Annotated in this window: 11 protein-coding genes and 1 tRNA gene; 6 read left to right on the top strand and 6 right to left on the bottom strand. The window is 38.3% G+C overall.

Translation table 11 applies throughout. The features are described 5' to 3' along the window. Window positions 1–197: 197 nt before the first annotated feature. The 3 genes from F1737_RS06280 (at window position 198) to F1737_RS06270 (ending at window position 3,584) form a co-directional block, all read left to right on the top strand. Window positions 198–977, top strand: coding sequence for an undecaprenyl-diphosphate phosphatase (locus F1737_RS06280; protein ID WP_317135750.1), 780 nt, complete (start codon window positions 198–200; stop codon window positions 975–977). Window positions 978–1,105: 128 nt separating this feature from the next. Beyond that, window positions 1,106–2,155, top strand: coding sequence for a PAS domain-containing protein (locus F1737_RS06275; RefSeq protein WP_317135749.1), 1,050 nt, complete (start codon window positions 1,106–1,108; stop codon window positions 2,153–2,155). 505 nt (window positions 2,156–2,660) lie between these two features. Continuing rightward, entirely contained in the window at window positions 2,661–3,584 is a 924-nt protein-coding gene (locus F1737_RS06270) for a Gfo/Idh/MocA family oxidoreductase (RefSeq protein ID WP_317135748.1), read from the top strand. A gap of 110 nt (window positions 3,585–3,694) precedes the next feature. On the opposite strand, the gene F1737_RS06265 is transcribed toward F1737_RS06270, so the two are convergent. The 3 genes from F1737_RS06265 to F1737_RS06255 all read right to left on the bottom strand — a co-directional run bounded on the left by F1737_RS06265 (window position 3,695) and on the right by F1737_RS06255 (window position 7,947). Further along, window positions 3,695–3,779, bottom strand: a tRNA-Leu gene (locus tag F1737_RS06265). Between the two features lie 152 nt (window positions 3,780–3,931). Next, on the bottom strand, window positions 3,932–5,794 hold the full coding sequence (locus F1737_RS06260; protein ID WP_317135747.1) for an AMP-binding protein: 1,863 nt from the start codon (window positions 5,792–5,794) through the stop codon (window positions 3,932–3,934). 278 nt (window positions 5,795–6,072) lie between these two features. Next, the gene (locus F1737_RS06255) at window positions 6,073–7,947 is read right to left on the bottom strand and encodes an AMP-binding protein (protein ID WP_317135746.1); all 1,875 of its coding nucleotides are present in this window, start codon (window positions 7,945–7,947) and stop codon (window positions 6,073–6,075) included. A 216-nt stretch (window positions 7,948–8,163) separates the two neighbouring features. Between F1737_RS06255 and F1737_RS06250 the strand changes: the two genes are divergently transcribed. Further along, window positions 8,164–8,718, top strand: a complete 555-nt coding sequence (locus F1737_RS06250) for a TATA-box-binding protein (RefSeq protein WP_317135745.1) — start codon at window positions 8,164–8,166, stop codon at window positions 8,716–8,718. 72 nt (window positions 8,719–8,790) lie between these two features. On the opposite strand, the gene F1737_RS06245 is transcribed toward F1737_RS06250, so the two are convergent. Genes F1737_RS06245 through F1737_RS06235 form a run of 3 tightly spaced genes read right to left on the bottom strand, consistent with a single transcriptional unit; the run spans window position 8,791 to window position 12,961 of the window. Then, window positions 8,791–11,487 (bottom strand): DEAD/DEAH box helicase, encoded by a 2,697-nt coding sequence (locus F1737_RS06245; protein ID WP_317137872.1) that lies wholly within the window; start codon window positions 11,485–11,487, stop codon window positions 8,791–8,793. After that, window positions 11,462–12,229, bottom strand: a complete 768-nt coding sequence (locus tag F1737_RS06240; RefSeq protein WP_317135744.1) for a metallophosphoesterase — start codon at window positions 12,227–12,229, stop codon at window positions 11,462–11,464. Before F1737_RS06240 ends, F1737_RS06245 begins: the two co-directional genes overlap by 26 nt. Window positions 12,230–12,241: 12 nt before the next feature. Further along, window positions 12,242–12,961 carry a hypothetical protein gene (locus F1737_RS06235; protein WP_317135743.1) on the bottom strand — a complete coding sequence of 240 codons (720 nt, stop codon included), beginning with the start codon at window positions 12,959–12,961 and terminating at the stop codon, window positions 12,242–12,244. 193 nt (window positions 12,962–13,154) lie between these two features. On the opposite strand from F1737_RS06235, the gene F1737_RS06230 reads away from it, so the two are divergent. Both F1737_RS06230 and F1737_RS06225 read left to right on the top strand, forming a co-directional pair. Further along, window positions 13,155–14,132 carry a replication factor C small subunit gene (locus tag F1737_RS06230; protein WP_317135742.1) on the top strand — a complete coding sequence of 326 codons (978 nt, stop codon included), beginning with the start codon at window positions 13,155–13,157 and terminating at the stop codon, window positions 14,130–14,132. Window positions 14,133–14,155: 23 nt separating this feature from the next. Further along, complete coding sequence (locus tag F1737_RS06225; RefSeq protein WP_317135741.1) at window positions 14,156–16,285, top strand: minichromosome maintenance protein MCM; 2,130 nt, start codon at window positions 14,156–14,158, stop codon at window positions 16,283–16,285. Window positions 16,286–16,338 lie beyond the last annotated feature (53 nt).

Genomic DNA, 16,338 nt, shown 5'->3' with positions numbered 1-16,338 from the left:
ATGTACGTCTTATTAAACCAGGTGATCGAATTTATTGATAATTGAAATTTTAATTGATTTTTATTGTAATAAAATATAAGTGCACAGCAATGCCAAAAGAATGAATTTCTGTAATTTCTCTATTGTATAATCCCTAATTTCATCATACAAATTTGGGAGAAACTATAAATTAGATTAATACACCTTTTAAAATAATAATGAATGGTATTGAAGCAATTATTGCAGGTTTTATTCAGGGGACTATTGAGTGGCTGCCGATAAGCAGTGAAGCCCAGACTATGTTATTTATGCTTAACCAGCTCAATATGGATCCTCAGACTGCTCTTTCTTATGCTTTTTATCTTCATGTTGGCACAATGTTTGCTGTTGTCATCAAATTTAAAAATGAATTTTATTCTGTATTAAAAAACTTCAGTATTAATCATAAAATGACCCGGATACTTATTTTTGCAACAATTTTTACTGGGTTTACTGCACTTCCTCTTTATTTCGCATTAAAGATGGTTTCCTTTGAGAACAGTGCGGCCACTTTTACACTTTTAATCGGGTTGATGTTAATCTTCACTGGCCTGATTATGAAAAAAACAGGTGCCTTTGGAGATAAAGATACACAAAATCTGTCCGATAAGGATATAGTTATACTGGGTATGGCTCAGGGGTTTGCAATAATTCCGGGGATTTCGCGTTCGGGAGTGACAGTGGCAACCCTGCTTGCAAGAAATGTGAAGCAGGAGTCAGCACTGGTAATTTCATTTCTTATAAGCGTACCTGCCACGATATGCATATTTTGTGTGGATATTGACTCAATCAGGCTGATACCTCCTGGAACCATGTTTTTATTGACGGTCTCTTCTTTTGTTTTTGGTTATATATCCATGGACTTTTTGCTAAAATTTGCAAGGAAAACTCCTTTTTGGATATTTTGTATCTTTCTTGGTTTAGTTACAGTAGTTTTTGTATTAATTGGTTATATCTAAAAATCTATATTCATGCAAATTTTTGTAATATTGTCCACTCTTAAGTTTTTGAAAAGCTCATTGTTTTGGGAGCGGTAAATCATTATTATAAATATGACCAATATATCGTCATTGTCAGGCAGAATGATATGACATTTATATTATCAAAATTAACAAATAATGAAATGGCAAACAATGACTCTGCAATATCGGAAATTCTTAACTTATTAAAAAAGCATCCGAGGGGTTTGCCTGTAAAAGATATCTCTAATGCAATAGGGATGAACAGGATGTCTGTTGCCAGGTATCTTGATGTTATGCGAAGTTCAGGTCAGGTGGATATGGTGCCTTTTGGAAAGGCCAAAGTATATTTTCTTTCCTCCAGAATCCCAATATCAACAATAATGGATTATTCTTCAGATTACCTTCTTATTTTAAATGAAGATCGAAGAATTGTTGATCTGAATGAAAATTTTTCCAATCTTATTGATTCTGAAAAAGAAGATTTACCTGGAAAATATATCACTGATTTATTCGATTGTCTCTCACCATATTTTGATATCCTTTCTAAATTAGAAGAAATTTTAGAGGGAAAAAAAGTTTGTGAGGAGATAAATATTCTCAAAAATGAATCTCAGCTTTTTTTTACATTTGAGACATTTCAGGTTGTTCTTACCGATGGATGTCCTGGTATTTTGATCCTCCTTAAAGACATTACCGAGAAAAAATTGTTAAAGGATCAACTCATGGCCAAAAAAAGATTATATGAATCTTTATTGGAAAATATTGATGAATTTGTAATGTTCATTAATCACAAGGGCATTTTGAACTATGTCAGTAAAAAGAGTGAGTATTTGGTTGGATATCTGCCTGAAGAAATGACGGGGACTTCAATTTTTGAATATCTTAATTTAAATACGAAAGAAGTTGAAAAATTTATCTCCATGTTGAATTCACATGATAATAATTCACCGATTGCGTTTGAATCCGATTTCATCCATAAAAATGGTGACCTCATATTTTTATCGATAAAAATATCAAATGAATATACTGATTTGAATGTATATGGCGGTTTTCAGGTCATATGTTCCGTAAACCCCCTTCAAAATGAGAGAAATAATCCTATTAATTGTTTTGTAGAAGAACCCTCTATATGTAATAAATTAAAAAATTCTGAAACTATTGAATATAAATTTTAAATCGAAAGATTTCAGGATCATTTTTTTAGAATTTATTATTTTCAGAGTTTTGAATTAAAATTACTATCTAATTAACAACAGGACTATTTATTATTTTGTATATTTTCAATAAATCGTGTGGGATATATTTAGTTGATGGAAAAATTGTCCTTTTAGAATCACTGTAGATTTTGACCAATGTGTGCACAACAACACTGCTTGGCATATTATTTAAGGCCCGTTTACCCTTTTGAGCGTTATACTCGATAAATAGTGAAGTAATCTGAGGGGGGAATTATTTATCTGTCATAATGTTTTAGAATCCGGAATTTTGTTCTATAAAATATTCCGGATTAATTTTACGAACATATGTTCGAATTTACAGAGAATTGATAATAATTCATTTGTATTGGAGAAAGAGTCTGCTAAATTTTCAAAAAAAACAGATATGGATTTGCCTTTCATTGAGTGGTTTAATTCAAAAAATTTCAGCATAATTTGTAATCTGATTTATGGGGTGGTATAAATGGATGTTGGTGTGATTGGAACCGGTATAATGGGGAGGAATCATGTACGCGTTTATTCGGAATTAAAAAAAGTGAATGACCTGTATTTGTATGATATTAATAGTGATGCAGCAACAGAACTTGCAAAAAGAAACGGAGCAAAAGCTGTCAGTTCACTTGACAGAATGCTTGGACAAATTGATGCAGTCAGTATCTGTGTTCCGACCGAGTATCACTATGACGTGGCAATGAGTGTTGCAGAAGTCGGAGTAAATATGCTCATAGAAAAGCCAATTTGTCTGAATTCCAAAGAAGCAGAATTGCTAAATGAAAATATTCCAAAAGATATTGTTGTTGGTGTTGGGCATATCGAACGATTCAACCCGATAGTAAAGGAAATTCAAAAAATAATCAAAAATCCATTATATATTGAAATAAAACGGCATAATCCTGCTTCCGGCAGGATATCAGGCAGCTCTGTTGTTGAAGATTTAATGATCCATGATATAGACATTTTATTCAACAACTTTAAATTCGCCTTGCCTTATCAGTTGTCATGTTCAGGCAGCAATGATCTCTGTGGTGCACTTTTTAATTTTGGTGACCTGCCGGTTTACCTTTCTACGAGCAGAAAGTCCTCAAAGAAAATAAGAATGATCTATGTTGAAGAAGAAGATTTTACAATAGAAGGGGACTTTATGACTCAGGAGATTTTTATCCACAGAAAACCGGAAAAGTACAGTCATGAAAGATCCAGGTATGTTCAGGAAAATATTATTGAGAAGGTAATGGTAAATAAAGTTGAACCGTTAAAAATGGAGCTTTGCAGTTTTATTGACTGTGTCGGAAATAATACTGATTTTGAAATCCCTGCAGAACAGGCAATTCTTGATTTGAAAATTTGTGAAGAGATCAAAAGTAAATGTTCAGATACAGCTTTTTAAAATTATAATATTTTCTTCAAAAATTAATTTTATACAAATTTACGTTTTAATGTAAAACCCTGATTAAAAACTATTTATTTATCCGGATTAATCAGAATTCAAAAAGTGAATGCGAGAGGCAGGATTCGAACCTGCGAACAACTAATTGACTAGGCCCTGAACCTAGCGCCTTTGGCCAAGCTCGGCAACCCTCGCACTGCAACATAATACGAGCTTTAAGGAAATATAGCTTTTGTTTTTGATTTGTTAACTGATGTAAAACCAACATATATTCAAATAACTTCATTTAATTACTTCAATCTTAAAAAAAGTCTATTATTATTTTTAAAAAAATTTAGTTTTAAAATTTAGTTGTCATTATTCCTAAAAGCATTATTCTGGAATTTTTTAATTTCAGCGTCTCTTAAGATGTTTCTTTTAATTTTTCCGGAGATTGTTTTTGGGAGTTCATCAACAAATTCGATGGCTCTTGGGTATTTGTAAGGTGCGGTTGTGTTCTTGACATGCTTTTGAATTTCACGTATGAGAGTTTCGGAAGGCTCAAAATTGTCTTTTAAAATTACAAATGCCTTTACAATCATGCCTCTTATTGGATCCGGTGATCCGACAACAGCAACCTCCTTTACTGACGGATGCTCCATAATTGCACTTTCTACTTCAAAGGGGCCTATTCTGTATCCTGAACTTTTTATAACATCATCACTTCTTCCAACGAACCAGAAATATCCTTCTTCATCCTGGTATGCCTTGTCTCCGGTATAATAATAATCACCGATGAAGGACTCTTCATTTGCTTCCGGATTATCAAGATATCTCATAAACATACCGAGAGGTTTTGGATCCATTTTAATTGCAATCCTTCCCGATTCGCCTGTTTCAACAGGTTTTCCGTCATCGTCATGCAGTTCTACATGCCATCCCGGAGATGGTTTTCCCATAGAACCTGCCTTTGCTTTCATGCACGGGAATGTCCCTATGCTTAAAGTGAGCTCGGTCTGTCCATATCCCTCGTAAATTGTAAGGCCTGTGCTCTCTTTCCATATCTTTATGACCTCGGGATTTAGGGGTTCACCTGCACTGACGCAGTGACGAAGTGATGTGAGGTCAAATTTATCCAGATCTGCCATAATAAGCATTCTGTAAATTGTTGGCGGACAGCAGAATGTTGTAACCTCATATTTTTCCAGAATCGGGAGTATCTCTGTTGCATTGAATTTACCTCTGAAATCGTAAACCAGGCTGCATGCTCCCTGAATCCATGGGCCGAAAAATTTACCCCAGGATGATTTTGCCCATCCGGTATCTGATAATGTGAGGTGTACATCATTTTTCTTTAAATCAAGCCAGTATGCACCGGTTGTTATGTGTCCTATCGGGAGTGCATGATCGTGAAGAACCATTTTTGCTTCTCCTGTGGTGCCTGAAGTAAAGTATATGACCATTGGGTCTGTTGAACGTGTTTTTTCAAGTCCGCTTGTTACAAGTTTGTTTGAAACAGGTGCGGGATAATCAAGTTCAACAAGGTAACTGACCCATCCGTCGCGTGTACCGTCTACTACAATTCTGGACTGAAGGGAAGGACATTCATGACAGATCTCTTCGATTTTAGGAGCGTTTTCCATATCTGTTATGAACATCTTTATGCTGGCAATATTGATCCTGTATTTGAGATCCTTTACTGTCAGCATTGTCGGACATGGAACAAAAACTGCGCCAAGTTTGATGCATGCGATGGCAAAAAACCACCATTCAGATACGCGATGCAGCATTATTGCGACACGATCGCCTTTTTTAATGCCATATTTAAGAAGCATGTTTGCTGCTTCATTTGATTTGTTTGAGAGTTGCCTAAAAGAGTATATCTTTTCATATCCGCTTTGGTTGACCCAGATCATTGCTCTCTTGTTGCGATCGATTTTAGACCATGCATCGATAACATCAAACCCAAAATTGAAGTATTCGGGTGCTTCAATTTTGAAATTATTGTAAAGGCTGTCATAATCTGTCATATTCGGGATATCTTTTGGAATATGATCACGAAGCGCTAAAAGATCATTAACACATTGTCCGCCGCCTGTAACGGATATATTTTCAACGCCTGTGGTGCAGGCTTCATTTATCCATTCAGAGCGTGACTTTCCTGAAACGGATGATGCATTATCTATTTTATTTACGAGTTCATCATCCATTGTAACTGAGAATCGCACCATTAATATCATAATGTGGTGCAGAAATTATATAAATTTTGTTTTTAGTGTGAACCAGATGTTGTTTAAAAATAATCTGATCTGGTTCATGAGAATTGTTAAAAAAAGATGATTGGTTTGTTCTGTTTCAAACCTGAAATCAAGCTTCAGTTTAATGGTTAATTTTTTATTAATTTCCTGTTTGTTTTATTTCTTGTATTTCATGATTGTTCTGAATATGCCCTGTGAGTGGAAAAATAAGATATTATTTATTTTTCTGGCATTTTTGGCAGATTTTCTTTTTATTCTCCTTTAAATTTCTTAAGTTCCTGATCACGGAGTTCTTTTCTTTTTATTTTTCCTGAAATTGTTTTTGGAAGTTCTTCAACAAATTCAATTGCACGCGGGTATTTGTAAGGGGCCGTTGAATTTTTTACAAATTTCTGTATCTCTGATATCAGGGATTCACTCGGTTCAAAGCCGTCATTTAAGACGATAAACGCTTTTACAATCATCCCTCTGATTCTGTCCGGTGAGCCTACAACTGCAGATTCCTTTACTGCCGGATGTTCTAAAAGCGCTGATTCGACTTCAAAAGGACCTATTCTGTAACCTGAACTTTTAATCACATCATCATTTCTTCCAACAAACCAGTGGTATCCGTCATCATCGCGATATGCCTTGTCTCCGGTGTAATAAAATCCGTTTTGGAATGACTCTTTATTCGCTTCTTCATTGTCAATATATTCAACAATCAGCCCCACCGGTCTTGGGTTGAGTGATATTGCAATTCTGCCTTCCTCATAGTTTCCAACAGGTTTTCCGTCTTCATCGTGAAGTTCGATATTCCAGCCGGGGGATGGTTTTCCCATTGAACCCGGTTTATTTTCAATACATGTAAATGAAGCTATTGCACAGCATGTTTCTGACTGGCCGTATCCTTCATGGATTGTGAGTCCCGTCCCTTCTTCCCAGATTTTAATAACTTCGGGATTTAGTGGTTCTCCTGCACTTGTGCAATGGCGGAGCTCTGAAAGATCAAATTTGCTTAAGTCTGCAAGTATGAGCATTCTGTATACTGTTGGCGGGCAGCAGAAACTGGTAACTTCATATTTCTCTATGAACGGGAGCAGTTTTGTAGCCTCAAATCTTCCTCTGAAGTCTATAATGAGCTGACATGCTCCGACGATCCACTGGCCGAATATTTTACCCCATGCACATTTTGCCCATCCGGTATCGGACGATGTGAAATGAACATCATTTGGTGTTAAATCATGCCATAGTTGTGCTGTTACTATATGGCCGAGCGGGTAGGCATTGTTGTGAAGCACCATCTTTGGTTCGCCTGTCGTTCCTGATGTGAAGTAAATCAGCATTGGATCTTTTGACCTGGTTCTTGAATCGGCAGGCATGCTGACAGATTTGTGTGATACGGGTGCAGGGTAAAGCAGCTCAAAAGGATAACTTGCCCAGCCTTCGAGTTCACCATCAACAACCATCCGTGATCTTAGTGTGGGGCATTCCTTACAGATTTCATCGATTTTACCGGCATTTTCAATATCTGTAATCACCATTTTGAATTTGCCAGCATTAATTCTGTATTTGAGATCTTTTGGAGTCAGAAGTGTGGGGCACGGACAAACCACTGCGCCGAGTTTTATTAATCCAATTACAAATATCCACCATTCAGGCACACGGTGGAGCATGATAAGTATTCGATCTCCTTTATTGATATTGTATTTTAGTAAAATATTTGCAACCTGATTTGACAGATTTTTAAGATCTCTGAATGAATATTTTTTTTCCTCGCCCTTTTGATTTGTCCATATCATTGCAAGTTTGTTTCTGTCCGTTTTAGCCCATTTATCAATGACATCGTATCCAAAATTGAAATATTCCGGAACTTCAATTTTGAATTTTTTGAAGGTTTCATCATAATCCTTCATATTAGCAGGAATTTCAAAGGATTCTTTGTGTCTGATCCTTTTGGATGCCGGTTCTGCCTGATCACTCTTTTTAGCTTTTTTAAGTTCACTTTCAGGTATTCTCCAAAGCCTTCCTACTTTTACACCTTTTATCTGCCCTTCTCTAAGCCATGTATGTACAGTCCTTTGCTCTACCTTCAGAGCTTCTGCAACTTCCTGCGGGGTATAATAGTGTTCTTTGTCAGAATTCATCTATTATGATAATATGATCTAAAAATATATGAATGTTGTTTGGTGTCTGCAACATCTCGTCCTTCTGGTACATTTCATACATGGCATGATGTATGTTTTTGTAGGAGCTGCCTATAATATTTCATTAATTTCATCAGATATGTATTATCACTTTGAAAGATAGGTTCAATTCCATACAGTTAGTATTATGGTCAAAAGACTGAAAATGAATATACAATGGCTGACAAAAATTATGCCTCTTTAAAAATAGAGAATATCGTCGCCTCCGGAGAAATTGCAGATTCAATCAATCTCGAAGACGTTTCAGGAAAGATTGATAACTGTGAGCTTAACACCAAGCGTTTTCCCGGTGCGGTATACAGGATAGAAAATCCAAAGATTGCTTCCTTAATATTTTCATCCGGTAAAATTGTTCTTACAGGAATCAGGGATAAGGCAGATCTTGGAAAAGGTCTGGATATTATTATTAATTCATTAAATGAAGTAGGGGTCGCAACATATGATGAACCAAAAGTTGCGATTACAAACATAGTATGCTCATATGATATTGGAAAACAGATCAACCTGAACAGAGTTGTTGTTACACTCAACCTTGAAAATATTGAGTACGAACCTGAACAGTTTCCGGGTCTTGTTTACAGAATTGAAGAGCCAAAAATTGTCGCTTTAATTTTTTCATCAGGTAAAATTATTCTGACAGGCGGTAAAAACCTTGAGGATATAAAAAGAGGTCTTGATTTCCTTGAGGCAAAGCTTGACAATATAATGTAATTTTTTTATGATCTAAAAAACAAAAAAAAATATTTAATTTTAAAAAATGAAACCAATTCATAATTTTTTAATTTATTGCCAGAATCTGTGAGTTTTGATGTAATTTCTTTCTGCTTTTAAAATTTCCCTGTAAAATGCATCTCCCGAAGACATTGTTGCAATAATTCGTGAGGCTGAATCCGGACCGACACCTCTTGCAGAAAGTGCCCTTACTGCATTTTTCCCGCTTGAGAGAACAATGTTGGCATTTCTCAAAAGTCTGATCTCAATATTTCTCTCTTCATTTGTTTTTTCCTTCTTTAAAACGGCTTTAATATTCTCTTCTTCATATGGCTTCAATGCCGCAATAAGTCTTGCTCCGCATAGGGGACACACAATATCGTCGGGGACGCGTCCGACTGTTGTTTTGCTTTTCCATTTCCGGCAGTTCATGCATAACAGAATTATATTTTCATTTTCGATTCTTTGCCTGACTGTATTGATAACAGCCTGATCTGTTGAAAGTGGCGGTATTACATCTCTTGAAGAAGAGAGTCCTTCACGACCGATTGCGCTTAAAGGAGTGATTAAAACATCCGTAATTCCTGTTTGAATATTCTCTACGAGCAAACCTGCTTTTTGGGTATCCATATGCTGTGTGAAAAGTTCGCGATAAGCCTCCTCTGCAATAATCGTTTTATCAAAGAGATCGATTAATCTGTGAATGCTGATTTTTTCATAATCGGCATCAGTATCGATGGCACCAAATTTTTTGGCTATCTGAACCAGTTTCCATTTGAAAATTGCAGTTCTTTTAAGCGCTATCATTAAAATTCCCATGATTGCCGGGGGTTCTATGGATCTCAGGGTTTCAACAACATCAGTTGCGCGGATATCTTTTGGCAGTCTGAAAAGAATACGATAAGCGCCGACTTCGATTCCGACGGATGTTCCAAAGCGGGCGGCCAGCAGGACTGATATGACTCTTCCAAGAGCCTCATTTGCCCTGTGTCCTCCACAGACATTGAGAACAACACCTTCATCATAATGTTCTGCTGTTATCAGTTTATCATTCGGGATTAGGGAATTTGATTTGTCCATGCCTTCAAGGAAATTTTCTGCAAAATTAATTGATTTCCTATCTGACTTATACCGGGAAAAATTTCTGTTTCGTCTCAGTCTGCCTGTCTCCTGAGCCACTTCAAAAGGTACCGGTATCTGTTCGCCTTCCCATGAGGGAAGTTCACCTTTCATTTTATACGCAGGTTCAACTTTTATCATTCCGTCTTCAAGTGCAACAACCTGCCATAACTGCCCCTTTGTGATGAAAACAGCACCGGTATAAACCCATCCCACAACAAATGATTCATCAAGTGTCCCGACATAACGCCTTGAAACAATATCAAAAATTTTTACTTTTTTCTCATCCGGGATCATTGAGAGGTTTGAATACAGATATGTCCTCGCTCTTCCGGTTTTTGTAATCATCCCCTCTTCCATTCTTATCAGGCGGTGTTGTTCCATCTGCCTGCAAACTTTTAGGACAAACTCTTTATCGTCAGAAAAGCAGGCACTTTTAAAGACAATGGAGCAGATTTTATCGAAACTAATTTGTCCGTATTCTACGGCGATTGCGGATATCTGGTTTGAAAGGACATCTGCCGCATCAACGATAAGACTCAGATTTTCGCATTCATTTTCAAGGGCTCTTCGTGATATTACCAAAGATTCAAGCAGATCATCAAAGCCGGTAGCAAGAACAGTTCCTCTTGATACAGTTTCGAGGCGGTGTCCGGCACGGCCTACTCTCTGCAATAGCCTTGCAACCTCACGCGGTGATCCAAACTGAATGACATGTTCAACATGTCCAATATCAAGACCAAGTTCCATTGAGGAAGTACATATAAGTGACTTTAGCTTCCCGCTTTTGAATTTATCTTCTGCTTCTATTCTTACATCGCGTGAAAGTGATCCGTGGTGTACATCAACGTCCCCCCTTTCGAACAAATGGTGTCCGAGTGCCTCTGCGGTAATCCTGGTGTTTACAAAAACGAGGGATGATTTTTCAGAATCAATACATTTTTCTACAAATTTAGCCTGTTTTTGAAAATCATCGCCGGCATATTTTACCGATATTGAAAGATGCGGTGCAACCGGTATATTTACAAGTTCAAAATTTCTCTTTCCGCATAAATATGTGGCAACGTCCTTTGGGTTTCCTACCGTTGCCGACAGACCGATTCTCTGAAATTCACCTGAATATACTACCAGGCGTTCAAGTGCAACAGACAACTGTGCCCCTCTTTTGTTTCCCGCAAGCTCATGGATTTCGTCAATTATTACATATTTCACATTTTCCAGATGTTTCCTGAGACGTTTTCCCATGAACATTGCCTGAAGTGTTTCGGGTGTTGTAATTAAAAGATCCGGCGGATTCAGGGCCTGTTTTCTCCTTTCATACTGTGAGGTATCACCGTGTCTGACTCCCACTCTAAGACCCAGTTCACCGCACCACCATTCAAGACGGCTTAGGATATCACGGTTTAGGGACCTAAGCGGGGTGATGTAAATTGCTTTAAACCCCTCCCCTTCTGATGTTAACAGTTTGTCAAACACGGGGAGCATTGCACTTTCTGTTTTGCCTGTGCCGGTCGGTGCAATACACAGTGTATTTTTGCCGTAAAAAATCGGAGGGATTGCTTCTTCCTGTGTGTAGGAAAGCTCCTTAAAATTGCGTTTTTCAAGAAGTGATTTTATTTTTTCATCAAGAAGATCTATCGCACTTGTCATCATGCATCATTTTGAGGTTGTTAATGTACGTTCCGTCGCTTAGAAAAACTTCGGCTGTTTCTTCGATAATACTTCGTGAAAGGGGGCTGAGTCTGCTTTTAGAAAGTTCCCTGACATCCATTCCGCCGGCAAGCTCAAAGAATGCAGGTACAAATAATACCCTTGTTGTCTCTTTGGGTACTTCTGAATCATATCTGGTGTTTTCAACAGAAATTTCAGAAAGAACGTATGCGGGCTGTGCTTTTAGTGAACATCCTACCTCATCATAGAGGTATGCGACAGGGTGGTGGTGACCTGCCAGAATGAGGTGTCCCAGCAGATTTTTTGAAGGATAGGTATGCCCGTGCATATATCCTGTGTTGTTGATTAACACTCCTTCTTTTGATAATATTTCATCAGGCTTCAAAAATTTTTCAATTCCTATGTCGTGGTTTCCCGGAATAACTTTAAAAGGAACTTTTCGTCTGATATCCCTGAATATATTGGGCATTTCAAAAAATTCCTGTTTTGTGGTTACGGGAATTGAGTGCTTTACGTCACCAAGGAGGAGCAGGAGATCCGGATCTGAATCATCAATACAGTTTAGTAATCTTAAAAGACGCTCTTTGCTGTTGCTCTTTATGTGAAGTCCGTGCCTTGCAAGTCCTGTTTCTGCTCCAAAGTGTGTATCGGCCACTACAAGTATTCTTTGTTCATCTTCAACGAGAATTGCAGGTCCATTTGGAAGAAATTCAGGAATCATATTTTGCAGGATTTAAAGCAGTTTTATGTATCCTCCTGCCGGAAGGTAACAGTCACCCTCATCCAGGATATTTTCTATACATTTTTTTGTAATTTCTTCGCTGATCCCAATAGAATTGCAGTATGCATAAAGATCTTCTAAAAGCATGCCTTTGCTTTTGCTGTTTCTTTCAATATATTCTGTAATTAAGGGTATCTTTTTTAAGATCAGATTCTCTTCACATGTTTCATGAGCTTCTTCATGAATACTTACCGCACGAATTGCTGTGTTTATGTACCCGAGTAGAATTTTCACATCATTCTGACTAATCTTTTTTTCTTCATCTTCAATTCTTTCAATTGCAAGCAGCGCAGTTCCATTTATCCAGGAATCCCTGTTTTCTTTTGATATAACACTGACATTTTCAGGTATTATCCGGACAGACTCATGTTTTTGTTCCCTGAAAACCTCCGCCGTGCCGTAAACCGCCATGAAAGCCGGCACCTGCGAATTTTTAAGGACAGAGATTACATGAGGATTTGATCTCCTGGCATGAATTAGAAAAACACCGGTCGGGTCTGCGATTCGTGCTTTGACTGGTGAATATGAATTTTTCTCTAAGACCTCTGTGAGAGCGCCTGTAATATAGACTTTTTTAAAATGTACACCTGAGGGTGATATTAGAAAACCTGTCTTTTCCTCTTTAGAGAGATTTAATTCGCCTGCGAATAGTTGTGCAGAGCCTGACTTCATAATTTCAAAAAATCCCCGGCTGAATTTAATTATAGTATTCTTTAATTTTTATAGCAAAAATATATGGCAATATGACATCGTCATGAAATGGAATTTGTCTCATGCAGCTATTATTAAAAGTCAGAAACAAAACTATAGAATGATCTGATACTAATTTTATTTATACAGATATTTTTTGACGGGGCATTTTGCAATGGATGAAAAAAATACAATATGGATTGAAAAATACCGACCCCGGACACTGGATGACATTGTCGGGCAAAAAGAGATTGTGGAGCGTCTCAAAAACTATGTGAGGTCAAAAAGCCTTCCTCATCTGTTATTCACCGGCAGTGCGGGAATAGGCAAAACAACCTCTGCTGTTGCACTTGCAAGAGAGTTCTTTGGCGATGACTGGCAGATTAATTTCAGGGAACTGAATGCATCTGATGAGAGGGGAATTGATGTAGTCAGGAATCAAATCAAAAGTTTTGCACGCACATCTCCAATGGGGGGTGCTGAATTTAAGATATTGTTTTTGGATGAGGCCGATGCCCTTACCACAGATGCACAGGCGGCTCTTAGAAGAACCATGGAAAATTATGCCCAGACCTGCCGTTTCATTCTTTCATGTAATTATTCGTCAAAAATAATTGATCCGATTCAGAGCAGATGTGCCATTTATCGTTTCAAGCCTCTTGCTGATGAGGCAATAATTGAGGAGATAAACAGGATATCGGCAAATGAAGGCCTTAATGTGAGTGAGAGTGCAAAAAGCGCCATGGTCTATGTTGCACAGGGCGATATGAGAAAGGCGATTAACGCTCTTCAGGGTGCTGCCATAATAAGCAGTGATATTTCACCTGAGATGATATATGAGATTACATCCACAGCAAAACCGGATGAAATACTCGAACTTTTGCAGATTATCCTTGAAGGTGATTTTGATGCGGCAGAGCACTGTCTTCATGAACTGACTATAAGACGTGGAATAGCTCCAAATGAACTCTTAAATCAGTGTTACAGAACACTTATTTCCGAAACCGGTATGAAGCGTTCCTTAAAAGTGGAGCTTATAAGCCATCTTGGTGACGCTGACTTTAGAATAAGTGAAGGTGCGAATCCCGACATTCAGATGGAAGCACTGCTTGCACGCTGCATTATCAGCGCAGAGAAGTATTCAGCCGAATAGAATATACCGGAGTGATTTTTGCATTGGCGGATACCAAAACAGAGAAAGTAAAAGTAACAGACAGAACCGGCGACTGGAACCGCTTTTTAAAAAAGCACTATAAAGCTGAGCTGGGAGAAATTGCAAGAGAGTACCCGTACAGGCGCTCATTAATTATAGATTTCCAAAAGCTTGAGAAGTGGGGTAAAAAAGGGCTTGAAATATCTGATGAACTCTTAAAAAATCCCGGGAAGGTAGTAGGGGATGTAAGAGATGCGATAAAAAATTTCAATCTCATATTTACAAAAGATGAAGAGGAAAAAGCTGAGAACGTCAACATCCGTTTTATCCATCTTCCCAGAAAAATAGATGTCCGTGACATCCGTGCACATCACATCAATACCTTCCTCTCGGTAGAGGGAATTATAAGGAAAACAACAGAGGTTCGTCCTCGACTCACTTATGCAGTATTCAGGTGTTTAAACTGTGGTGAGCTGACTCCTGCCTATAAACAGGGATATGGTAAATTTCAGGAGCCTTACAGAAACTGTACTCAGTGTGAGCGGCAGACAAAGATGGAACTTGTTCCGCAGCTTTCAAAATTTCTGGATGTACAGAAGTTAAGAATACAGGAATCTCCAGAAGGTCTTCGCGGCGGGGAACAGCCTGAAACGCTTGATGTAGATATTACCGATGATCTTGTTGCGAATGCTGCACCGGGTGACAGGGTTGTAATAAACGGGATTTTGCGGTCTATCCAGAGAGTAACACAGGGCAACAAAAGTTCTCTTTTTGATATATATCTGGAAGCCAATTCGATAGAAATCGGTGAAAAAGAGTTTGAAGAGGTTGCAATTTCAGAAGAGGACGAAGAGGAAATTCTTCAGCTGAGCAGTGACCCTGAGATTTACGAAAAGTTCGGTAAATCAATAGCACCTTCAATTTATGGCAATTCCGAAGTAAAAGAGGCTATCACTCTTATATTGTTTGGGGGAATCATGAAAGAACTCCCTGATGGCAGTCATTTAAGGGGAGATATACACATGCTTTTGGTTGGTGACCCGGGTATTGCAAAGTCCCAGATGCTCCGTTATGTCATCCGGCTTTCTCCAAGGGGAATCTATACCAGCGGTAAATCATCCACATCCGCCGGTCTGACAGCAACTGCCGTCAAAGACGAGTTTGGTGACGGACGCTGGACTCTTGAGGCAGGAGCACTTGTCCTTGCGGACATGGGTATTGCAGCAGTGGATGAAATGGATAAGATGACCAGGGACGATCGCAGTTCGCTTCACGAAGCAATGGAACAGCAGACAATATCCATTGCCAAAGCAGGTATTACTGCGACCTTAAGGTCACGCTGTGCATTACTGGGTGCTGCAAACCCTAAGATGGGGCGTTTTGATGAATACGCACCAATAGCCGAGCAGATTAATATGCCCCCGTCACTGCTCTCACGTTTCGATCTCATTTTTGTAATGAGAGATAAACCAAATGACAGTCTTGACAGGGCAATTGGTGAACATATCTTAAAGTCCCATGAAGTTGGGGAGCTGATAGAACATATCAAGAAAAATCCGATTGAAGGAATTGACGATAATTACATCGATCAAAAACTCTCTCCCGTCACTCCTGAGATCGATCCCCTGATATTCAGGAAATATATCGCATATTCCAAGAGGAATTGTTTCCCTCTTTTGTCAGCTGAGGCAAAGGAGAAACTGGTTGCATACTATTTAAGTCTCAGAAATCTTGCGGCGGATAATAGTAAACCGGTTCCTGTTACTGCAAGACAACTCGAGGCAATGGTTCGTCTTGCGGAAGCAAGTGCGAGGATCAGACTCAGTCCCCAAGTGGAAGAGAGCGATGCGGAACGTGTCATAAAGATCGTGGATCGCTGTCTAAGAGATGTTGCATACGATCCTGACAGTGGATCTTTTGACATAGACAAGCTTGTCACAGGTATTCCAAAGCAGAGAAGGGATATTATACGTGAGATAAAAGAAGCGATAAAGGTGAATGCTGACGATTCCGGCTATGCCAGAATTGAGGAAGTTATTGATATTTTATCCCAGAAAGGTCATGATAAGGACGATGTCAAAAGACGCATTGATGATCTGTTGAGAAGCGGAGAGGCTATGCAGCCAAGACACGGCATTATAAAATTAATCTGATTTTAAAAAAGAAGGGAACTATTCCCATCATCTCTATTATTTATCAGGTCTAA

It is taken from the genome of Methanoplanus sp. FWC-SCC4, assembly GCF_032878975.1.
Taxonomy (GTDB): domain Archaea; phylum Halobacteriota; class Methanomicrobia; order Methanomicrobiales; family Methanomicrobiaceae; genus Methanochimaera; species Methanochimaera problematica.
Note: the sequence above shows the minus strand (reverse complement) of the source record. Positions and strands in the feature narration are given on the sequence as shown.